This window comes from Streptomyces sp. NPDC004435 (genome assembly GCF_042873895.1).
Classification (GTDB): domain Bacteria; phylum Actinomycetota; class Actinomycetes; order Streptomycetales; family Streptomycetaceae; genus Streptomyces.
Genome location: NZ_JBIAMB010000019.1, coordinates 69,458 through 90,245, shown reverse-complemented (window position 1 = coordinate 90,245; position 20,788 = coordinate 69,458). Strand labels below are relative to the sequence as shown.

The window sequence follows — 20,788 nt, the reverse complement described above, 5'->3', positions numbered from 1 at the left end:
GCGGGTCCACCGGCTCACCCGAGCCGGTAGACCCGCGTCGCGTTGTCCGCGGCCAGCATCGAGGCGACCCGCTGCGCGTCCGTACCGGACCAGGCCCCGTCCATGACCCAGGCGCCCAGCACCCGGCCGAGGGCGGTCCGGAAGGCGCTGGCGGCGACCACGTGCAGCTCGGGCAGACCGCGCGCGCCGCTGGAGTAGAGCAGCTTGCCGAACGGTGCCAGCTCCAGGACCTCGGCGAGGACGTCCGCCGCACGGGCCCCGGTGTGGGCCAGGGCGGCACCGAGGTCGGCGTAGACGTGCGGGAAGGCCGCCGCCATCCGCGCGGCCGTACGGTGGTGCGGCGCGCCGTGCAGCAGGACGAGGTCCGCGCCGAGCCCCGCGGTGGCCGTGGCGAAGCCGGCCAGGCCGCCCGGGTCCCGGTCCCCGGTGTGCAGCTGGAGCGGCCGGCCCGCGCCGACCGCGATCCACAGCAGGTGGCGCAGCAGCGACGGCGAGTCGAGGGGGCCGCCGGCGGGCCGGTCGGCGAGCCAGCGCCCGGCCGCCCTGCGGACCTCGGCGCGCCCCGGAGGGGCCGCGCCGGCCGCGAGACCGCAGCGCGCGGCGGAGGCGGAGGAGAAGGCCACCGAGTGCACGGCGGCGCCCTGGACGGCCTCGGTGAGGTTGGCGAGGAAGGCGTCGACGGTCCCCGAGGTGTCGGCGACCTGCTCGGCGAGGGGTTCGAGGCGGACGATCTCGTGGGCCCTGGCCCCTCCGGCGTCGGCGAGCTCGGCGGGCCCGGTGAGGTCCCCGGAGAGGCCGGTGTCGACGAGGTACGTGGCGATGCCGGCGCCCCGCAGCAGCCGGCGGCCGGTCTCGGCGACGCCGAGCTCGCGGCGGCGGGCGAGATAGCGGGCGGGCGGGCAGTGCGGGTCGAGGCCGAGGAGCGGCGGGCACCAGCGGCGTACGGCGAAGCCCGTCTGGGTGTCGAAGAAGGTGGTGCCGGAGGCGGGCAGGACGGCTGCCGGGCCGAGGTGGGCCTCGAAGGTGCCGAGGCCCAGCTCCGTCCGGAGCACCCCGTGGCAGTACTGGTCCACCAGGCGCGGCGTGTCGATCATCTCGGGGGGCTCCCTGCGTGGGCGTGTCTCCACACGTCCTAACGGGTGAGCCCGGCACGAGGTTGTTGCCTCCCGCCGATGACGACGTCCGACGACGGCGCCCGGTGACGGCGTCCGGTCACGGCCACCGGTCGGTCACGGCCACCGGTCGGTCACGGCCGACGCTCGGTCACGGCCACCGGTCGCTCGCGGCGTCCGGTCACCCGCGGGCGACCGGTGCCGTCGCGGGATCAGGCGTTGGAGGGGCCGCCGAGCTGGATGCCGGCCATCCGGGTCCACTCGTACGGGCCGGTGACGACCTTGGCGGCGAACTCGCCGTCGAACTCGTCGTGCAGGGTGAGCCCGGCCTTCTCGGCGGCCTGCTGGGCGATCGCGTAGGTGGGGGCCACCAGGTCGCCCCAGCCGCCGTCCTCGCCGACGAGGACGATCCGGGTGCCGGCCTGGCCGATGTGGGCGAGCTGGCCCTCGGCGCCGCCGTGCTCCTTGCCGAAGGCGCGGATCTCCTTGGCCAGCTTGGCCGCCTTGCGCTCGGCGCGCGGGGAGACGGCCGTGGTGTCTTCCGTGGTGTCTGCCATGGAAAGGATGCTACCGAGCGGTAGATCGACTGACGACGGCCGGGCCGCGTGGGACAGCCCACACGACCCGGCCGTCGTAGCCGGAAGGGTTCAGCGGAGGAAGGGGTCCACCGCGACCGCCACGAAGAGCAGCGACACGTAGGTGATGGACCAGTGGAAGAGGCGCATCTCCTTGAGCTTCGCGCCGGTGACCTCCGCCTTGGCGCGGTTCAGGAGGCCGTGCGCCTCCCAGAGCCACCAGCCGCCGGTGGCCAGGGCGACGGCCGTGTAGAACCAGCCGGTGTAGCCCAGCGGGGTGAGCAGCAGCGAGACCGCGACCATGACCCAGCTGTAGAGGACGATCTGCTTGGCGACGACCTTGTTGGAGGCGACCACGGGGAGCATCGGGACCCCCACGCGCGCGTAGTCGTCCTTCACCTTCATCGACAGCGGCCAGTAGTGCGGCGGCGTCCAGAAGAAGATGACCATGAAGAGGATGACGGCGGCCCAGGACATCGAGTTCGTGACCGAGGACCAGCCGATGAGGACGGGCATGCAGCCGGCGATGCCGCCCCAGACGATGTTCTGCGCGGTGCGCCGCTTCAGGAGCATCGTGTAGACCACGACGTAGAAGAGGAGCGCGCCGAGGGAGAGCCAGGCGGAGAGCCAGTTGACGAGCAGGCCGAACCAGAGGGTGGAGACGACGGCGAGGGTGAGGCCGAAGACCAGGCCCTCCCGCGGCGAGACCACGCCGGTGACCAGCGGGCGCTGCGCGGTGCGGTCCATCAGCGCGTCGATGTCGCGGTCGATGTACATGTTGAGCGCGTTGGCGCCGCCCGCCGAGAGGTAGCCGCCGAAGCAGGTGGCGAGCACCAGCCACAGGTCGGGCACGCCCTGTTCGGCGAGGAACATCACCGGAACGGTGGTGATGAGCAGCAGCTCGATGATCCGAGGCTTGGTCAGCGCCACGAACGCCTTGACGAGGGCCCCGAACGGCCGATGGCCCCCCGGGCCGGTAGCCAAGACGACCCCTGCGGGTCGGGACTCGACGGCCGTCACGCACACCCCTGACAGAGAAATTCCCAGCAAGTTCCCCGGATAAAGGCGGGGTGAAACTTGCGCGTACCACGCCACTCTAGACGTTGCCCAGACAGCGATCTTCGCGGGGGTGGGGTCGTGTTGGCGGGCCTCACTCGTAGGCGTGCGTCCCTCCCCGTACCAAGGGGCGGACACCCTTCGGCGCGCCGTTCGGGAGGCGAAGCGCCATGGGCACCGGCACTCTTGCTCCGTCCGCTCATTTGAGGGGCATGAACACGAAAAGAGGGGGCTTTTTCGGGGGTAGGCTCGACAGCGCCGGTACACCCTCAGTCACCGGCTACAGACATGTGGAGAGGAGCCCTGACCCAGGGTGAGCACTAAGCCGACCACCACAGACCTCCAGTGGACCGAATTGGACCAGCGGGCCGTCGACACCGCCCGCATCCTGGCCGCGGACGCCGTACAGAAGGTCGGCAACGGCCATCCCGGTACGGCGATGAGCCTCGCGCCGGCCGCGTACACCCTCTTCCAGAAGGTGATGCGCCACGACCCGTCCGACCCCGAGTGGGTCGGACGCGACCGGTTCGTGCTCTCCGCGGGCCACTCCTCCCTGACCCTCTACACCCAGCTGTACCTGGGTGGCTTCGGTCTGGAGCTGGACGACCTCAAGGCGTTCCGCACCTGGGGCTCGAAGACCCCGGGCCACCCCGAGTACGGCCACACGGCCGGCGTCGAGACCACCACCGGCCCGCTGGGCCAGGGTGTGGCGAACGCGGTGGGCATGGCGATGGCCGCCCGCTACGAGCGCGGCCTCTTCGACCCGGAGGCGGCCCCCGGCACCTCCCCCTTCGACCACCGCGTCTACGCGATCGCCGGCGACGGCTGCCTCCAGGAGGGCATCTCCGCCGAGGCGTCCTCGCTCGCGGGCCACCAGAAGCTCGGCAACCTGATCCTGCTGTGGGACGACAACCACATCTCGATCGAGGGCGACACCGAGACGGCCGTGTCCGAGGACACGCTGAAGCGGTACGAGGCGTACGGCTGGCACGTGCAGCGCGTGGAGCCGCAGGCCAACGGCGACCTCGACCCGGCGGGCCTGTACGCGGCGATCCGCGCGGCCGAGGCCGAGACGGAGCGCCCGTCCTTCATCGCGATGCGCTCGATCATCGCCTGGCCGGCGCCGAACGCGCAGAACACCGAGGCGGCGCACGGCTCGGCGCTCGGCGCCGAGGAGGTCGCGGCCACCAAGCGCGTGCTGGGCTTCGACCCGGAGCAGAGCTTCGAGGTCACCGACGAGGTCATCGGCCACACCCGTGAGCTCGGCGACCGCGGCCGCGAGGCCCGCGCCGCCTGGGAGAAGCAGCTCTCCGAGTGGCGTACGGCCAACCCGGAGCGGGCCGCCGAGTTCGACCGGATCCAGGCGAACGAGCTGCCGGCCGGCTGGGAGGGGAAGCTCCCGGTCTTCGAGGCGGGCAAGAGCGTCGCCACCCGTGCCGCCTCGGGCAAGGTGCTCCAGGCGCTGGGCGAGGTCGTCCCGGAGCTGTGGGGCGGCTCGGCCGACCTCGCGGGCTCGAACAACACGACGATCGACAAGTCGTCCTCCTTCCTCCCCGAGGGCAACCCGCTGCCCGAGGCGAACCCGTACGGCCGCACGATCCACTTCGGCATCCGCGAGCACGCCATGGCAGCGGAGATGAACGGCATCGCGCTGCACGGCAACACCCGCATCTACGGCGGCACCTTCCTGGTCTTCTCGGACTACATGCGCAATGCGGTGCGCCTGTCGGCCCTGATGCACCTGCCGGTGACCTACGTGTGGACGCACGACTCGATCGGCCTCGGCGAGGACGGCCCGACCCACCAGCCGGTGGAGCACCTGGCCGCGCTGCGCGCGATCCCGGGCCTGAACGTGGTGCGTCCGGCCGACGCCAACGAGACGGCGATCGCCTGGCGCGAGATCATGAAGCGGCACACCCGTGAGTACCTGAAGGGCGCGCCGCACGGTCTGGCGCTGACCCGTCAGGGCGTGCCGACCTACGCGCCGAACGAGGACGCGGCCAAGGGCGGCTACGTGCTGTTCGACGCCGAGGGCGGCGAGGCGCAGGTCGTGATCATCGCGACCGGCTCCGAGGTGCACCTGGCCGTCGAGGCCCGGGACCGGCTCCAGGCCGAGGGCGTCCCGACCCGTGTGGTCTCGATGCCGTCCGTGGAGTGGTTCGAGGAGCAGGACCAGGCGTACAAGGACTCCGTCCTGCCGCCGTCGGTGAAGGCGCGTGTCGCGGTGGAGGCCGGTGTCGGCCTGACCTGGCACAAGTACGTCGGCGACGCCGGCCGGATCGTCTCGCTGGAGCACTTCGGTGCCTCGGCCGACGCCAAGGTCCTCTTCCGTGAGTTCGGTTTCACGCCGGAGGCCGTGGCCGCCGCCGCCCGGGAATCGATCGCCGCCGCCGCGCGCTGACGCGGATACGTACGACTTTTTGGAGATGCAACTCTCATGACAGACGCTCTCAAGCGCCTCTCCGACGAAGGCGTCGCGATCTGGCTGGACGACCTGTCCCGCCGGCGGATCACCTCCGGCAACCTGGCCGAGCTGATCGACCAGTCGCACGTGGTCGGTGTGACCACCAACCCGTCGATCTTCCAGAAGGCGATCACCTCGGGTGACGGTTACGAGCAGCAGCTCGCCGACCTGGCCGCCCGCAAGGTGACCGTGGACGAGGCCATCCGCATGATCACGACGGCGGACGTCCGCGACGCCGCCGACATCCTGCGCCCGGTCTTCGACTCGACGGACGGCCAGGACGGCCGGGTCTCCATCGAGGTCGACCCGCGGCTCGCCCACGAGACGGTCGCGACGATCGCCGAGGCGAAGCAGCTGGCGTGGCTGGTGGACCGGCCGAACACGCTCATCAAGATCCCGGCGACCAAGGCCGGCCTGCCGGCGATCACCGAGGTCATCGGCCTCGGCATCAGCGTGAACGTGACGCTGATCTTCTCGCTGGAGCGCTACCGCGCGGTGATGGACGCCTACCTGGCGGGCCTGGAGAAGGCCCGCGAGCGCGGCCTCGACCTGGCGAAGATCCACTCGGTGGCGTCCTTCTTCGTGTCCCGCGTGGACACCGAGATCGACAAGCGCCTGGACGGCATCGGCACCGACGAGGCCAAGGCGCTCAAGGGCAAGTCCGCCCTGGCCAACGCGCGCCTCGCCTACGAGGCGTACGAGGAGGTCTTCTCGGACTCCTCGGAGCGCTGGGCGGCCCTGGACAAGGCGCAGGCCAACAAGCAGCGTCCGCTGTGGGCCTCGACCGGCGTCAAGGACCCGGCGTACAAGGACACCCTCTACGTGGTGGACCTGGTCGCCCCGGGCACCGTCAACACCATGCCGGAGGCGACCCTGGAGGCCACCGCCGACCACGGCGAGGTCGCGGGCGACACCATCCGCGGCACGTACGACTCCTCCCGCGAGGTCCTGGCGGCCGTCGCCAAGCTGGGCATCAGCTACGACGACGTGGTCCAGCTCCTGGAGGACGAGGGCGTCGAGAAGTTCGAGGCGTCCTGGAACGACCTGCTCAGCTCGACCGAGGCGGAGCTCGCGCGCCGCGTCCCTTCGGAGGCCTGACCACCTTGAGCACCGTCGACGGAGCCAACCCGCTCCGTGACGCCGCAGACCGACGGCTCCCGCGCATCGCGGGGCCGTCGGGCCTGGTCATCTTCGGCGTCACGGGCGATTTGTCCCGTAAGAAGCTGATGCCCGCCGTCTACGACCTGGCCAACCGCGGCCTGCTGCCGCCGGGCTTCTCGCTCGTCGGCTTCGCCCGCCGGGAGTGGCAGGACGAGGACTTCGCGCAGGAGGTCCACGACGCCGTCAAGCAGCACGCCCGCACCCCCTTCCGCGAGGAGGTCTGGCAGCAGCTCATCCAGGGCATGCGGTTCGTCCAGGGCGACTTCGACAGCGACGAGGCCTTCGAGCAGCTGAAGGACACCATCCAGGAGCTGGACAAGGCGCAGGGCACCGGGGGCAACTTCGCCTTCTACCTGTCCGTGCCGCCGAAGTTCTTCCCGCTGGTCGTCCAGCAGCTGAAGAAGCACGGCCTGGCCGACCAGAAGAACGGCTCCTGGCGCCGCGCCGTCATCGAGAAGCCCTTCGGCCACGACCTGACCTCCGCCAAGGAGCTCAACGAGGTCGTCCACGAGGTCTTCCCGCCCGAGGCGGTCTTCCGCATCGACCACTACCTCGGCAAGGAGACCGTCCAGAACATCCTGGCGCTCCGCTTCGCCAACACCCTCTTCGAGCCGATCTGGAACCGGTCGTACGTCGACCACGTGCAGATCACCATGGCCGAGGACATCGGCATCGGCGGCCGCGCCGGCTACTACGACGGCATCGGCGCCGCCCGTGACGTCATCCAGAACCACCTGCTCCAGCTGCTCGCGCTGACCGCGATGGAGGAGCCCGCCTCCTTCGACGCCGACGCGCTCGCCGCGGAGAAGACCAAGGTGCTGGGCGCCGTCCGGCTCCCCAAGGACCTGGCGAAGACCACCGTCCGCGGCCAGTACGGCGCGGGCTGGCAGGGCGGCGCGAAGGCCGTCGGCTACCTCCAGGAAGAGGGCATCGACCCCCAGTCGAAGACCGACACCTACGCGGCGGTCAAGCTGGAGATCGACAACCGCCGCTGGGCGGGCGTCCCCTTCTACCTGCGCACCGGCAAGCGGCTCGGCCGCCGGGTCACCGAGATCGCGGTGGTCTTCCAGCGCGCCCCGCACTCCCCCTTCGACCACACGTCGACGGAGGAGCTGGGCCGCAACGCCATCGTCATCCGGGTCCAGCCGGACGAGGGCGTCACCGTCCGCTTCGGCTCCAAGGTGCCCGGCACCCAGATGGAGATCCGGGACGTGTCGATGGACTTCGCCTACGGCGAGTCCTTCACCGAGTCCAGCCCCGAGGCGTACGAGCGGCTCATCCTGGACGTCCTCCTCGGCGACTCCAACCTCTTCCCGCGCGTGGAGGAGGTCGAGCTGTCCTGGAAGATCCTCGACCCGATCGAGCAGTACTGGGACGCGCACGGCAAGCCCGCCCAGTACGAGTCCGGGACCTGGGGCCCGGTCGAGGCGGACGAGATGCTCGCACGAGACGGCAGGAGCTGGCGCCGGCCATGAAGACCGACCTGACGGACACCACGTCCTCCAAGATCAACAAGGCGCTGGTGCTCGGGCGGCGGGCAATCGGCACCCCGGCGGTCGGCATGGTGCTCACCCTCGTGATCGTCACCGACGAGGAGAACGCCTACGACGCCCTGAAGGCGGCCAACGAGGCGTCCCGCGAGCACCCCTCGCGGACCCTCGTGGTCGTCAAGCGGGTCTCGCGCTCGCCGCGGGACCGGGCCAACACCCGGCTCGACGCCGAGGTCCGCCTCGGCGCCGACGCCGGCTCCGGGGAGACGGTCGTCCTCCGGCTGTACGGCGAGGTCGTCGACCACGCCCAGTCGGTGGTGCTGCCGCTGCTCCTCCCGGACGCCCCCGTCGTCGTCTGGTGGCCGGTGAACGCGCCGACCGACCCGGCGAACGACCCGCTGGGCGCCCTCGCCCAGCGCCGGGTGACCGACACGTACGCCGCCGAGCAGCCCATCGAGGAGCTGACCGCGCGCGCGGACACCTACACCCCCGGCGACACGGACCTCTCGTGGACCCGGATCACCCCGTGGCGCTCGATGCTGGCCGCCGCGCTCGACCAGGTCCACTGCAAGGTGACCTCGGCCGTCGTGGAGGGCGAGGAGTTCAACCCGAGCGTCGAACTCCTCGCGATGTGGCTGGCCGAGCGGCTGAAGGTGCCGGTGCGGCGTTCGACCTCGGGCGGCCCCGGCCTCACCTCGGTGCGGCTGGAGACCAGCGCGGGACCGATCGTCCTCGACCGGCCCGACGGCTCGCTCGCGACCCTCTCCATAGAGGGCCAGCCCGACCGCGCGGTGGCGCTCAAGCGGCGCGAGACGGCCGAGCTGATCGCCGAGGAGCTGCGCCGGCTGGACCCGGACGACACCTATGCGGCGTCGCTCAAGTTCGGTCTGGAGCGGCTCGACGACGAGGCGGGCGTGACCGCCCCCGCGCCGGAGGAGCCCGCCGCGGACGCCACCGCCGCGCCGGAGTCCGCCGCGGAGTCCGCGGGATCCGCCGCCGAGCCGGCGAAGAAGGCCCCGGCCAAGAAGGCCCCGGCGAAGAAGGCGGCGGCCAAGTGAGCGCCCCGCAGCTGGTGGTCCACCGCGACAAGGAGCTGATGGCCGAGGCCGCGGCGGCCCGGCTGATCACCCGGATCGTGGACGCCCAGTCCTCCCGGGGCTCCGCCTCGATCGTGCTGACCGGCGGCCGCAACGGCAACGGGCTGCTCGCCGCGCTCGGCACCGCCCCCGCCCGGGACGCGATCGACTGGTCGCGGCTCGACCTGTGGTGGGGCGACGAGCGGTTCCTGCCCGAGGGCGACCCCGAGCGGAACGTCACCCAGGCCCGCGAGGCGCTGCTGGACCGGGTCCCGCTGGACCCGGCCCGGGTGCACGCCATGCCGGCCTCGGACGGTCCTCACGGGAACGACGCCGACGCCGCCGCCGCGGGGTACGCGGCCGAGCTGGCCGCCGCGGCCGGCCCGACCGAGCGGGGCGGGGTGCCCGCCTTCGACGTGCTGATGCTGGGCGTCGGCCCGGACACCCACGTGGCCTCGCTCTTCCCGGAGCTGCCCGCGGTCCGGGAGACCGAGCGGACGGTCGTCGGCGTGCACGGCGCGCCCAAGCCGCCGCCCACCCGGATCTCCCTGACCCTCCCGGCGATCCGGGCGGCGAAGGAGGTCTGGCTGCTCGCGGCCGGTGAGGACAAGGCGAAGGCCGCGGCCGTCGCGCTCTCCGGCGCCGGCGAGGTGCAGGCCCCGGCGGCCGGTGCCTACGGGCGCTCGCGCACGCTGTGGCTGATGGACGCGGCGGCGGCCTCGGAGCTGCCGAGGAGCCTGTATCCGCCGGCCTCGGCCTGACGGACGCTCACGCGGACTCCGCGGAGGCCCGGTTCACCCCTCGGTGGACCGGGCCTCCGCCGTTCGCTCCGTCTCGGCCCGCCCGGCCGGCTCCAGGAAGGGCGTGAGGAGCCCCGGTACGGCCTCGGCGGCGAAGGCCAGGCCCTCGCTCCCGTCCGCGTCGAGGACGTCGTAGGCGCGCTCGCCCGCCGCCGTGGTGGCGGTCAGCGTGAGGAGGCCGGCGCGCCGCTGGAAGTAGGACTGCTTGACCGTCCAGCCGATGATCCCGGACCGCTGGAGGGCGACCGTGGCCCGCCGTCCCGTGCCCGAGCGGGTCACCAGGTACCCGCCGCCGAGGGCGTGGCCGAGCGAGCGGTACGCGTCCAGGGCGAGGGCGACCGCGAGCGGCGTGAGCACCACGGTCCAGCCGGCCGCGACGTACAGCAGGACCGGGGTGAGGAGCGCGCCGAGCAGGGCCAGGACGGCGGCGGGGAGCAGCACGGCGGAGAGGGCCCACCTCAGTCTGCGGCCGCGGGCGGCGCGCGGGTGGGGGGTGAGGGGGACGGAGAACGGGTCGGCCGGGTCGCGCAGGACCTCGGCGGCGATCCGGGCGGCGACGGTCCGGGGCGCCGCCGGGAGGAGCGTCTTGAGGTCGGTGTGCTTCTCGTCGTCCTCGGCGAGGCCGCCGGCGACCGCGTCGACGCGTGCGGCGCCGGCGAGGCGGACGCCGAGGGGTTCGACCAGCTCGACCCCGCGCACCCGCTCCTCCTCCAGGGTGACCGAGCGGGTGCTGAGCAGCCCGCGGCGGACCCGGAGGGTGCCGCCGGGTTCGCGTTCGAGCCGGTGGTTCCACCACATCTCGACCCAGAGCCCCAGCGAACCGAGCGCGCCGGCCAGGGCGGCGAGGAGGGCGAGGGAGACGATCATCCACGGCAGGGAGACGTCCTGGAAGCGGTCCCCTATCCAGTCGATGACCTCGGACTGGACGCCGAACCACTCGCTGACCTGCATGACCGCTCCGGCGGCGGCGCCGCCGAGCAGACCGGTGACGAAGGAGACGGGGGCGTAGCGGATCCAGCGGGGGTCGAGGACGGCGAGGGTGCCGTCGTGGTCGGGGGCCGGCTCGGGGGCGGCGGCGCGGGTGAGGAGTTCCCGGCGGAGCCGTTCGCCCTCGGCCCGGGTGACGAATTCGAGTTCCAGGGTGGACTCGCCGCCGCCGGTGGACTCCCCGGTGCCGATGCGGACCTTGACCAGGCCGAGGACCCGCTGGAGGGGGTTGGCGGTGAGGTCCACGCTGCGGATCCGCTCGCGGGCCAGGGAGCGCCGTTTGAGGAGCAGCAGGCCGGAGTGGAGCTCGATCTGGTCGCCGCCGATCCGGTAGCGGGTGTGGCGCAGTCGGACGTGTTCGGCGACGGTGCCGCCGCCGATCAGCAGGGCGGCGCCGGCGAGGACCCAGGCGAGCGCCTGCCAGAGGGGCCGGGAGCCGGCGAGGCCCGCGGTGACGGGGACTCCGGCGCCGGCCGCGACGCCGCAGAGGACGGCGGCGGTGACGAGGGAGGTACGCCGGTCGAGGCGCCGCCACTCCCCCTCGTCGCCGGGGGTCACGTGGCGTCCCCGGGGGTCGCCTGGGTGATCCGGGTCAGCCGTTCGGCGAGCTCCGCGGCGAGTTCGTGGTCGAGTCCCTCGACGCGGAGGGCGCCCTTGGAGGAGGCGGTGGTGACGGTGACGGTGGCGAGCCCGAAGAGCTGCTCCAGCGGGCCGCGTACGGTGTCGACGGTCTGGATCCGCGACATGGGGGCGATCCGCCACTCCTGCCACAGGGCGCCGGTACGGGTGTACACCGCCTCGTCGGTGACCTCCCAGCGGTGCACCCGGTACCACCAGGCGGGGAAGAACGCGGTACAGGCCAGTCCGATCGCGGCCAGCACGGCGGCCGGCAGCAGCAGCCAGAACCGGGCCGGTTCGATCAGGAGGCCGAGGACGCCGAGCACCACGACCGGGACGGCGGTGCCGATGAGGCACTGGGCGCGCCACCAGCCGACGGCCCTGCGGTCCACGGCGTTCCTGGGCGGACGCAGCCGTATCACGTTCTCCCCCGCCATCGGTCAGCTCCGGTCGCGCAGGGCGCGGTAGGCGGAGACGAGGGCCGCGGTGGAGCTGTCGAGCCCCTCGGCGGTCGCCTCGCCGGTCAGGACGGGTTCGATCCGCTTGGCGAGGACCTTGCCGAGCTCGACGCCCCACTGGTCGAAGGAGTCGATGTTCCAGACGGCGCCCTGGACGAAGACCTTGTGCTCGTAGAGCGCCACCAGCTGGCCGAGGACCGAGGGGGTGAGGGCGTCGGCGAGGATCGTGGTGGTGGGGTGGTCGCCCCGGAAGGTCTTGTGCGGGACCAGTTCCTCCGGCACGCCCTCGGCGCGCACCTCCTCGGGCGTCTTGCCGAAGGCGAGGGCCTGGGTCTGGGCGAAGAAGTTGGCCATCAGCAGGTCGTGCTGGGCGACGAGGCCGGGGAGCAGATCGCCGACCGGCTTCGCGAAGCCGATGAAGTCGGCGGGGATCAGCTTGGTGCCCTGGTGGATCAACTGGTAGTAGGCGTGCTGGCCGTTGGTGCCGGGGGTGCCCCAGACGACCGGGCCGGTCTGCCAGTCGACCGGCTCGCCCTGGCGGTCCACGGACTTGCCGTTGGACTCCATGTCGAGCTGCTGGAGGTAGGCGGTGAACTTGGACAGGTAGTGGGAGTACGGCAGGACGGCGTGCGACTGGGCGTCGAAGAAGCCGCCGTACCAGACGCCGAGGAGGCCGAGCAGGAGCGGCGCGTTCTCCTCTGCGGGGGCGGTGCGGAAGTGCTCGTCGACGAGGTGGAAGCCGTCGAGCATCTCGCGGAAGTGGTCCGGCCCGATGGCGATCATCAGGGAGAGGCCGATGGCGGAGTCGTACGAGTAGCGGCCGCCGACCCAGTCCCAGAACTCGAACATGTTGGCCGTGTCGATGCCGAAGTCCTGGACCTTCTCGGCGTTGGTCGACAGGGCCACGAAGTGCTTGGCGACGGCCTCCTGGCCGGCCCCGAGACCGCCGAGGAGCCAGTCGCGCGCGGAGGTCGCGTTGGTGACCGTCTCGATGGTGGTGAAGGTCTTCGAGGCGACGACGAAGAGGGTCTCGGCCGGGTCGAGGTCGCGGACGGCCTCGTGGAGGTCGGCGCCGTCGACGTTGGAGACGAAACGGAGCGTCAGGTCCCGTCGGGTGTAGGCGCGCAGGACCTCGTAGGCCATGGCGGGGCCGAGGTCGGAGCCGCCGATGCCGATGTTGACGATGTTCTTGACCGGCTTGCCGGTGTGGCCGGTCCAGGCGCCGGAGCGGACCTTGTCGGCGAAGCCGGCCATCTTGTCGAGGACGGCGTGGACCTTGGGGACGACGTTCTCGCCGTCGACCTCGATCACGGCCCCGCGGGGGGCGCGCAGCGCGGTGTGGAGGACGGCCCGGTCCTCGGTGGTGTTGATCTTCTCGCCGCGGAACATGGCGTCGCGCAGGCCGGCGACGTCGGTGGCGGCGGCCAGCTCGCGCAGCAGCTCCAGGGTCTCGTCGGTGACGAGGTGCTTGGAGTAGTCCAGGTGGAGATCGCCGACCCGCAGGGTGTAGCCGGTGCCGCGCTCCGGGTCGGCCGCGAACAGCTCGCGCAGGCGGGTGCCGTCCAGCTGCTCCCGGTGCTTGCCGAGGGCCGCCCACTCGGGCAGCCGGTTGAGCCTGATGCGTCCTTCAGTGGTCATTTCGGACATCGCCCACTTCTTCTCGTACGTGTCTGCCCCGCTGCTCCTCCAACCTAGTTGATCGAACGGGGCGATCCGTGCCACCGGCACCGGACACGACGAAGGGCCCCGTCCGCGAACCGAGTTCACGGGCGGAGCCCTTTCCACCGATGTTCAGTTGTCGTTCAGATCTCGCCCCGGAGCTTGGCGAGCGCCTCGGCGAGGATGGCCTCGCCGTCGGCGTCGCTGCGCCGCTCGCGGACGTAGGCGAGGTGGGTCTTGTACGGCTCGGTGCGCGGGGGGTCCGGCGGGTTGTCCCGGTCCTGGCCCGCCGGGAAACCGCAGCGGGGGCAGTCCCAGGTGTCCGGGACCTGCGCGTCGCTCGCGAAACTCGGCTGGGTCTCGTGCCCGTTCGAGCACCAGAAGGAGATGCGGAGGCGCGGCGCCGACTCGCCCCGCTCGGCCTCACCCATCGGCCCCGCTCCGACCCGGCTTCCCCGGATCGCGTTGCCACTTGCCACGGTCGTAACTCCCTGCGTGATGGTGCTCGCTGATGCCCCAGTCTACGGAAGGCCCAACGCGCGTCCAGTGTGCGGAGTTACCCGTCCAGCTTCATGAGCAGACCAAGCACCACAATGCAGGCGAACCAGAGCAGTCCGACCACGACCGTGATCCGGTCGAGGTTGCGCTCGGCGACCGAGGAGCCGCCGACGGAGGACTGCATGCCGCCACCGAACATGTCGGAGAGGCCGCCGCCCTTCCCCTTGTGCATCAGCACCAGCAGCATCAGCAGGCCGCTGAAGACGATCAGGGCGATCGAGAACCCCATAACCACGGCTGGACCAACTTCCTCGGAGCTTGAAAAGGGACGGGGGCCGGGCGCACCGGCCCGACCCCCGCAAGGGTACGACGGATCGCCTCCGCCGCTCTACATCGTCACTGGTCGCGGAAGCGGACGATCTTGACGAACTCGTCCGCGTCCAGCGAGGCACCGCCGACCAGGGCGCCGTCGATGTCGGGCTGCGCCATGATCTCGGCGACGTTGGAGCCCTTGACGGAGCCGCCGTACTGGATGCGGATCTTGTCGGCGACGTCCTGCGAGTACAGCTCGGCGAGCTTGCCGCGGATCGCCCCGCAGACCTCCTGGGCGTCGGCGGCGCCGCAGACCTTGCCGGTGCCGATGGCCCAGACCGGCTCGTACGCGATGACGATCGTCTCGGCCTGCTCGGCCGGGACGTCCTTCAGGCCGCCCTCGACCTGGGCGAGGGTGTGCGGGACGGCGTTGCCAGCCTCGCGCACGTCCAGCTCTTCGCCGACGCAGAGGATCGGGGTGATGCCGTGGGCGAAGGCAGCCTTCACCTTGGCGTTGCACAGCTCGTCCGACTCGGCGTGGTACTGGCGGCGCTCGGAGTGGCCGACGGCGACGAAGCCGGTGTTCAGCTTGGCGAGCATGGCGCCGGAGATCTCCCCGGTGTACGCGCCGGACTCGTGGGCCGACAGGTCCTGGGCGCCGTACTTGATCTTGAGCTTGTCGCCGTCGATCAGGGTCTGCACCGAGCGCAGGTCGGTGAAGGGGACGAGGACGGCGACCTCGACGGCGTCGTAGTCCTTGTCGGTGAGCGTGAAGGCGAGCTTCTGGACGTGGGCGATGGCCTCCAGGTGGTTGAGGTTCATCTTCCAGTTGCCCGCCATCAGCGGGGTGCGGGTGGTCATAAGGGGGTCAGTCCTCCAGTGCGACGAGGCCGGGGAGCTGCTTGCCCTCGAGGTATTCGAGGGAGGCGCCGCCACCGGTCGAGATGTGTCCGAACGCGTTCTCGTCGAAGCCCAGGATGCGGACCGCGGCGGCGGAGTCGCCACCGCCGACGACGGAGAAGGCCGGGGAGTCGACGAGCGCCTGGGCGACGGCCTTGGTGCCCTCGGCGTAGTCGGGGTGCTCGAAGACGCCCATCGGACCGTTCCAGAAGACGGTGGCCGCGTCGGCGAGCTTCGAGGCGTACAGCTTGCGGGTCTCCGGACCGATGTCCAGGCCCTCCTGGTCGGCCGGGATGGCGTCCGCGGCGACCGTGGTGGGGTGGGCCGGGGCCTTGGTCTTGAGGTCCGGGAACTCGGTGGCGACCAGGACGTCGACGGGGAGGACGAACTCCACGCCGCGGTCCTGGGCGCGCTTCAGGTACTCCTGGACGGCCGGGATCTGGTCCTCCTGGAGGAGGGAGATGCCGACCTCGTGGCCCTGGGCCTTGAGGAAGGTGTAGGCCATGCCGCCGCCGACGAGGATGCGGTCGGCCTTCTCCAGGAGGTGGTCGATCACGCCGAGCTTGTCAGAGACCTTGGCGCCGCCGAGGACGACCACGTACGGCCGCTGGACGTCCTCGGTCAGCTTCTTCAGGACCCCGACCTCGGTGGCGATCAGGTAGCCGGCCGCGTGCGGCAGCTTGCCCGGGAGGTCGTACACCGAGGCGTGCTTGCGGTGCACGGCGCCGAAGCCGTCGCCGACGTAGAGGTCGGCGAGGGCGGCCAGCTGCTCCGCGAAGGCGGCGCGCTCGGCGTCGTCCTTCGAGGTCTCGCCGGCGTTGAAGCGCAGGTTCTCGATGACGGCCACCCCGCCGTCGGCCAGGCCCGCGACGGTGGCCCGCGCGGACTCGCCGACGGTGTCGGTGGCGAAGGCCACCTCGGCGCCGAGCAGTTCCCCGAGCCGGGCGGCGGCGGGGGCGAGGGAGAACGCCGGGTCCGGGGCACCCTTGGGGCGGCCCAGGTGGGAGGCGACCACGACCCGGGCGCCGGCGTCGGCGAGCGCCTTGACCGTGGGGACGACGGCGCGGATGCGTCCGTCGTCGGTGATGGTGGTGCCGTCGAGCGGCACGTTGAGATCGGCGCGGACGAACACCCGCTTGCCCTCGACGCCCTCGCCGAGAAGCTCGTCGATCGTCTTCATCTGTTCACTGACTCCTTGGTACGCGGTGGAGCACACGACACAGGGCCCGCGCAGCGCATCGTCGCGCTGCCCGAGCCCTGCCACATCGAAAGCCTGCCCTGCTGAACCCTAGTACGTCAGAGCTGGTCGCCGACGAAGGTGGTGAGGTCCACGAGACGGTTGGAGTAGCCCCACTCGTTGTCGTACCAGCCGAGGATCTTGACGTTGTTGCCGTCCTGGACCATGGTCAGCGAGGAGTCGAAGGTGCACGACGCCGGGTCGCTGACGATGTCCGAGGACACGATCGGGTCCTCGGTGTAGAAGAGGATGCCCTTGAGCGGGCCGTCCTCGGCCGCCTTCTTGAAGGCGGCGTTGACCTCGTCCTTCGTGACCTCGCGGTCCAGGGTGACGACCAGGTCGGTGGCGGAGCCGGTGGGGACCGGGACGCGCATGGCGATGCCGTCCAGCTTGCCCTTGAGCTGCGGGAGGACCAGGGCGGTGGCCTTGGCGGCACCGGTCGTGGTCGGGATGATGTTCTCCGCGGCGGCGCGGGCGCGGCGCAGGTCCTTGTGCGGGAAGTCCAGGATCCGCTGGTCGTTGGTGTACGCGTGCACCGTCGTCATGAGGCCGCGGACGATGCCGAAGTTCTCGTCGAGGACCTTGGCCATCGGGGCGACGCAGTTGGTGGTGCAGGACGCGTTGGAGATGACGTCGTGCTTCGCCGGGTCGTACTTCTCCTGGTTGACGCCCATCACGATGGTGATGTCCTCGTCCTTGGCCGGAGCCGAGATGAGGACCTTCTTGGCGCCGCCGGCGAGGTGCTTGGCGGCGTCCTCGCGCTTGGTGAAGATGCCGGTGGACTCGATGACGATGTCGACGCCGAGGTCACCCCACGGGATGTCGGCGGGGTCGCGCTCGGACAGCACCTTGATGGTGTGGCCGTCGACGGTGATGGTGTCGGCGGTGTGGGACACCTCGGCCTTGAGGCGGCCCAGGATGGTGTCGTACTTCAGCAGGTGGGCCGTGGTCGCGGTGTCGCCCAGGTCGTTGACGGCCACGACCTCGATGTCGGCACCCTGCTCAAGGAGCGCGCGGAAGTAGTTGCGACCGATACGGCCGAAGCCGTTGATGCCTACGCGGATCGTCACGAACCGATCTCCTCGTTAGGAATGCCGGGTGATATGTCACACCGGCTAGCTCTTGATTTTTCGGGATGTCCCTGACCGCTTCCGACCCTACCTCCACGCGCGCCCCCGAGTGACATCGAGCGCAGCCGTCCGCGCCCGAAAAGTCCCCGGAAAACGGCCGACGGCCCGTACCTTTCAACAGGTACGGGCCGTCTTGGGACCTTCGGCCCCACTACTCTCCGTCAGCGGCGGAGTGCGGTGAGGGCTCGGGTGAGCAGCCGCTGCCGTTCGGCGGCGGAGCCGACGTGCTCCAGGCCGAAGCCGAGGAGGACGGTGTCGCGGGTGGTGACGGCGGCGACGGAGTGGAACAGGGCCGGCGAGCGGGTCCAGTCGGCGGTGTTGCCGGGGCTGCCGGCCGGGGCGCCGGGGACGGTCCAGGCGCCGAAGGAGCTCTCGAAGCCCTCTCGCTCGGTGCCGGCCGCGGTGACGAGCCGGACGTCGTCGACGAAGGCGCCGGTCTCACCGGTGCCGGGGTCGGAGACGTACGAGAGGGAGAGCTCGACCCGCTTGCCCGCGTAGGCGGAGAGGTCGACGGACGCCTGCCGCCAGCCGTTGGAGGGGCCGGTGAAGGCGTTCCAGGCGCCGGTGGTGCCGGTGGGCGCGCAGCCGTCCTCGCCGAGGGTGAGGTAGCGGCCGAGGGCGGGGTGGAGCTTCAGGTAGTAGCCCTCGCCGCAGTCGGCGGGCGGTTCGGCCGAGGTGCCGCCGTTGCGGTCGGGGAGGGTGGTCCAGTCGTCCTGGCCTGCGGTACGGGCCTCGACGACGAGGTTGTCGTAGCCGGGCTCGGTGTCGTGGCTGACCTGGAAGTCGAGCCGGGGGCCGTCGGCGGCGGTCGTGCCGGTGAGGTCGACGGTCCGGGTGAGCCGGGCCCAGGTGTCGTCGGCGTGCTTGACGGCGGCGAAGGTGCTGCCCTCGGCCGGTTCGAAGGGGGTGCGCATGCCCGGGTAGTCGCCGGCCGGGGCGCTGGAGGCGAACTGCGGGAACTTCTTCGGGTCGAGGGTGTCGGAGGTGACGGTGTAGGCGCCCGCGTGGTCGAGCGGGTTGCCCTCCGCGGCGCCGAGCCCGGTCGGCGGTCCCGCGAGGCGGCCGGCTCCGGCGAAGGAGGACGGGCCGTTCAGCCCGGCGCGGTGGTAGGCGCCGAGGTAGTACTGGGCGAAGTCGTTGGTCTCGGCCCGGCCGACCCGGGTGAGTCCGCCGGTCTTCTCGCCGGCGTTGACCAGCTTGCCGCCCTCGTTGAGGTAGGAGCGGACGGCGAGCTGGACGGCCCCGGTGGGGCGCTCGGCGCCGGTGTACCAGACGACGGTGCGGAAGTGGGAGAGGGCGCCGAGGGCGTGCGGGGCACCCTGGGTGGCGACGTCCCAGACGGCCGCCCCGCGGCCGGTCGCGGCGAGTGCCTTCACGTACGTGTCGGCGTGCCGTGCGGCGCTCGTACCGCCCTCCTCGGCGAGGACGAGGACGTCCCCGCGGGCGCGGTCGGCGACCTCGTACGTGAAGGGGGTGGTGGCGGTGGTCCTGCCGTCGCGGCCGCGGGCGGTGAACCAGACCTCGACGGAGTCGCCGGGCCGGGCGCCCCGCACCTCGCCCCGGTACTGGTCGTAGTACAGGTTGTCCTCGCCGCCGTAGGTCTCGCCGCCGTCCCACGCCTCGATCCCGGAGCGGTGGGTGCGGCCGCCGTTGATCCGGTAGTGGAGGGTCTTGGCGCGCAGCGACTTGCGGGCGGTGACGGCGACCTGCTGCTCCTCGCCGGCGGCGGCGTAGGAGGTGGTGAAGGTGTCGGGGGTCAGGGCCGGGGCCGGGGCGCCGACCGGGGAGACCGGGTCGTCGGGGCGGGCGGCGGACTCGGCGACGGCGAGCGCGAAGGGGATGTTCTTGGCGAACTCGGCCTGGATCAGCTTCTCGTCGTCGGGGAAGGTGAAGACGGAGGCGCAGTCGGCGGCCTCCCAGGCGTCGTCCGGGTCGACCCGGGAGGCGGTGGCGCAGGTGGACATCTCCGGCGTGAACATCTGCATGCCGTTGACGTTGGCGGCGTGTCCGTCGGCCTCGCCGTTGGTGATGTACAGCTCGGAGGAGACCTGCGGCCGGTAGCCGGGGACGGCGGACTTCTCCGGGGTCCCTGCGAGCGCCTTCAGCGCGGTGTCGTCGGGGGTGTCGGTGGCGACCTGCCAGCCGACGCCGTACAGCAGCAGCTGGGCGGCGGAGTGGTAGTTGATGCCGTACGAGAAGCCGATGCGCTTCTGGAAGGCGTCCAGGGCCCGGGTCTCCGGCTCGGACATGGGGCCCTTGCCGCGGAAGGTCTCGTCGGCCGGGTCGGGGGACGAACCCTCGTCGTCGTAGCCCCACTTGTAGGCGAAGTTCCGGTTGAGGTCGACGCCGTCGCCGGTGCCGACCGTGCCGTCGCCGTCGTTGTCGCGGAGGTTCTTGCGCCACTGGCGGTTGGCCGGGTCGGCGTGGGTGAAGTCGTAGCCGTCGGGGTTGGCCGAGAGCACGAACCACAGCTCGGTGCGGTCGACGATCCGGGTGATCCGCTCGTCGGTTCCGTAGTTGTCGAGGTAGTGGTGGAGCAGCCGCCGCGTCATCTCCGGGGTGATCCACTCGCGGGCGTGCTGGTTGGAGAGGTACAGCGTGGCCGGCCTGCTGCCGTCCTTCGCCGTGCGGGCGCCCTTGCTGACCTTCACGGCGAGGATGTCCTGGCCCTTGAGGGTCTTGCCGATCGAGACGACCTTGGTGAGGCCGGGGTGGGCGGCGGCGGTGGCGAGGAGCTCCGCCTTGAGGCCGCCGGAGCCTCCGTAGGGGCGGAAGACCCCGTCCCCGGCGGCGGCCGACCGCCGGGCGGCGGCCGGGCCGGGGTCGTGCTCGGCGACCGGGACGCCCTGGTCGCGCAGCGCCCCGGCCTGCGCCTCGGTGAGGTACAGCTCGACGGTGGCGGTGCCGCGTTCGGGCACCTGCTCGGTCAGTTCGTGCCCGTCGGTGCCGGCCTCCAGGAGGAGCGGTACCTGCTCCTTGGTGACCGTGGCCCGCCATACGGAGAGGGCGTCGCCGCCCTCCGGGTCGGCCGGCCGCGCTCCGGCGGCGGGTGTCGCCGCGAGCCCGGCGATCAGCAGTGAAGCGGCGGCGAGGATCGCGCGCGCCCTTCGTCTCATGGTGAGCCCCCCTCGATGTGATCCGTCACGAAGAAGAACGGATGCCAGGCTCATGGGCGCCCATGGGCCTGTCAAGGGCGCCTCGCGGTGGGGAGCGTGTGCCACACGAATGCCGATGGGGCGTCAGAAGTGTCCGGCC

At 71.7% G+C, this 20,788-nt stretch carries 17 protein-coding genes; 5 read left to right on the top strand and 12 right to left on the bottom strand.

Annotation, left to right across the window (positions count from 1 at the left end; all coding sequences use genetic code 11):
- Positions 1 to 14: 14 nt before the first annotated feature.
- From ACFYT9_RS29665 to ACFYT9_RS29655, 3 genes are all read right to left on the bottom strand, one after another.
- Positions 15 to 1,094 (bottom strand): amidohydrolase family protein, encoded by a 1,080-nt coding sequence (locus tag ACFYT9_RS29665; RefSeq protein ID WP_389168812.1) that lies wholly within the window; start codon positions 1,092 to 1,094, stop codon positions 15 to 17.
- A 230-nt stretch (positions 1,095 to 1,324) separates the two neighbouring features.
- Positions 1,325 to 1,669, bottom strand: coding sequence for a hypothetical protein (locus tag ACFYT9_RS29660; RefSeq protein WP_376596000.1), 345 nt, complete (start codon positions 1,667 to 1,669; stop codon positions 1,325 to 1,327).
- 90 nt (positions 1,670 to 1,759) lie between these two features.
- The gene (locus tag ACFYT9_RS29655; RefSeq protein ID WP_376596014.1) at positions 1,760 to 2,713 is read right to left on the bottom strand and encodes a heme o synthase; all 954 of its coding nucleotides are present in this window, start codon (positions 2,711 to 2,713) and stop codon (positions 1,760 to 1,762) included.
- 343 nt (positions 2,714 to 3,056) lie between these two features.
- Here ACFYT9_RS29655 and tkt point away from each other — a divergent pair, with 343 nt between their 5' ends.
- From tkt to pgl, 5 genes are read left to right on the top strand one after another with little or no spacing between them, the layout of a single operon-like run.
- Positions 3,057 to 5,144: a transketolase gene (gene tkt / locus ACFYT9_RS29650; protein WP_387275867.1), complete on the top strand. Its 2,088-nt coding sequence runs from the start codon at positions 3,057 to 3,059 to the stop codon at positions 5,142 to 5,144.
- Between the two features lie 36 nt (positions 5,145 to 5,180).
- Entirely contained in the window at positions 5,181 to 6,305 is a 1,125-nt protein-coding gene (gene tal / locus ACFYT9_RS29645; RefSeq protein WP_387275869.1) for a transaldolase, read from the top strand.
- Between the two features lie 5 nt (positions 6,306 to 6,310).
- Positions 6,311 to 7,843: a glucose-6-phosphate dehydrogenase gene (gene zwf, locus ACFYT9_RS29640; protein ID WP_376596003.1), complete on the top strand. Its 1,533-nt coding sequence runs from the start codon at positions 6,311 to 6,313 to the stop codon at positions 7,841 to 7,843.
- A complete protein-coding gene (gene opcA / locus ACFYT9_RS29635; protein WP_389168809.1) occupies positions 7,840 to 8,916 on the top strand; it encodes a glucose-6-phosphate dehydrogenase assembly protein OpcA in 1,077 nt (358 codons plus the stop codon). Before zwf ends, opcA begins: the two co-directional genes overlap by 4 nt.
- Positions 8,913 to 9,695 carry a 6-phosphogluconolactonase gene (gene pgl, locus ACFYT9_RS29630; protein ID WP_376596005.1) on the top strand — a complete coding sequence of 261 codons (783 nt, stop codon included), beginning with the start codon at positions 8,913 to 8,915 and terminating at the stop codon, positions 9,693 to 9,695. Before opcA ends, pgl begins: the two co-directional genes overlap by 4 nt.
- Positions 9,696 to 9,728: 33 nt before the next feature.
- Here pgl and ACFYT9_RS29625 read toward each other — a convergent pair whose 3' ends face one another.
- The 9 genes from ACFYT9_RS29625 to ACFYT9_RS29585 all read right to left on the bottom strand — a co-directional run bounded on the left by ACFYT9_RS29625 (position 9,729) and on the right by ACFYT9_RS29585 (position 20,649).
- Positions 9,729 to 11,279 carry a PH domain-containing protein gene (locus ACFYT9_RS29625; protein ID WP_389168807.1) on the bottom strand — a complete coding sequence of 517 codons (1,551 nt, stop codon included), beginning with the start codon at positions 11,277 to 11,279 and terminating at the stop codon, positions 9,729 to 9,731.
- Complete coding sequence (locus ACFYT9_RS29620) at positions 11,276 to 11,776, bottom strand: PH domain-containing protein (protein ID WP_387275876.1); 501 nt, start codon at positions 11,774 to 11,776, stop codon at positions 11,276 to 11,278. Before ACFYT9_RS29620 ends, ACFYT9_RS29625 begins: the two co-directional genes overlap by 4 nt.
- Before the next feature lie 3 nt (positions 11,777 to 11,779).
- On the bottom strand, positions 11,780 to 13,444 hold the full coding sequence (gene pgi, locus ACFYT9_RS29615; RefSeq protein WP_389168805.1) for a glucose-6-phosphate isomerase: 1,665 nt from the start codon (positions 13,442 to 13,444) through the stop codon (positions 11,780 to 11,782).
- Positions 13,445 to 13,599: 155 nt separating this feature from the next.
- Positions 13,600 to 13,935 (bottom strand): RNA polymerase-binding protein RbpA, encoded by a 336-nt coding sequence (locus ACFYT9_RS29610; RefSeq protein WP_003957010.1) that lies wholly within the window; start codon positions 13,933 to 13,935, stop codon positions 13,600 to 13,602.
- A gap of 77 nt (positions 13,936 to 14,012) precedes the next feature.
- Complete coding sequence (secG, locus tag ACFYT9_RS29605) at positions 14,013 to 14,243, bottom strand: preprotein translocase subunit SecG (RefSeq protein ID WP_017238647.1); 231 nt, start codon at positions 14,241 to 14,243, stop codon at positions 14,013 to 14,015.
- 107 nt (positions 14,244 to 14,350) lie between these two features.
- On the bottom strand, positions 14,351 to 15,127 hold the full coding sequence (tpiA, locus tag ACFYT9_RS29600; RefSeq protein ID WP_376596009.1) for a triose-phosphate isomerase: 777 nt from the start codon (positions 15,125 to 15,127) through the stop codon (positions 14,351 to 14,353).
- Between the two features lie 7 nt (positions 15,128 to 15,134).
- Positions 15,135 to 16,346 (bottom strand): phosphoglycerate kinase, encoded by a 1,212-nt coding sequence (locus ACFYT9_RS29595; protein WP_387275880.1) that lies wholly within the window; start codon positions 16,344 to 16,346, stop codon positions 15,135 to 15,137.
- Between the two features lie 116 nt (positions 16,347 to 16,462).
- Positions 16,463 to 17,473, bottom strand: coding sequence for a type I glyceraldehyde-3-phosphate dehydrogenase (gap, locus tag ACFYT9_RS29590; protein WP_376596011.1), 1,011 nt, complete (start codon positions 17,471 to 17,473; stop codon positions 16,463 to 16,465).
- A gap of 221 nt (positions 17,474 to 17,694) precedes the next feature.
- Positions 17,695 to 20,649 carry a M14 family zinc carboxypeptidase gene (locus ACFYT9_RS29585; protein WP_389168802.1) on the bottom strand — a complete coding sequence of 985 codons (2,955 nt, stop codon included), beginning with the start codon at positions 20,647 to 20,649 and terminating at the stop codon, positions 17,695 to 17,697.
- Positions 20,650 to 20,788: the final 139 nt, after the last annotated feature.

What these genes read in the sequence shown, in the direction of transcription:
- ACFYT9_RS29665 (WP_389168812.1), bottom strand. Translation starts at nt 1,094, where the DNA reads ATGATCGACACGCCGCGCCTGGTGGACCAGTACTGCCACGGGGTGCTC.
- ACFYT9_RS29660 (WP_376596000.1), bottom strand. Translation starts at nt 1,669, where the DNA reads ATGGCAGACACCACGGAAGACACCACGGCCGTCTCCCCGCGCGCCGAG.
- opcA (WP_389168809.1), top strand. Translation starts at nt 7,840, where the DNA reads ATGAAGACCGACCTGACGGACACCACGTCCTCCAAGATCAACAAGGCG.
- ACFYT9_RS29585 (WP_389168802.1), bottom strand. Translation starts at nt 20,649, where the DNA reads ATGAGACGAAGGGCGCGCGCGATCCTCGCCGCCGCTTCACTGCTGATC.
- tpiA (WP_376596009.1), bottom strand. Translation starts at nt 15,127, where the DNA reads ATGACCACCCGCACCCCGCTGATGGCGGGCAACTGGAAGATGAACCTC.
- ACFYT9_RS29620 (WP_387275876.1), bottom strand. Translation starts at nt 11,776, where the DNA reads ATGGCGGGGGAGAACGTGATACGGCTGCGTCCGCCCAGGAACGCCGTG.
- ACFYT9_RS29595 (WP_387275880.1), bottom strand. Translation starts at nt 16,346, where the DNA reads ATGAAGACGATCGACGAGCTTCTCGGCGAGGGCGTCGAGGGCAAGCGG.
- pgi (WP_389168805.1), bottom strand. Translation starts at nt 13,444, where the DNA reads ATGTCCGAAATGACCACTGAAGGACGCATCAGGCTCAACCGGCTGCCC.
- tal (WP_387275869.1), top strand. Translation starts at nt 5,181, where the DNA reads ATGACAGACGCTCTCAAGCGCCTCTCCGACGAAGGCGTCGCGATCTGG.
- secG (WP_017238647.1), bottom strand. Translation starts at nt 14,243, where the DNA reads ATGGGGTTCTCGATCGCCCTGATCGTCTTCAGCGGCCTGCTGATGCTG.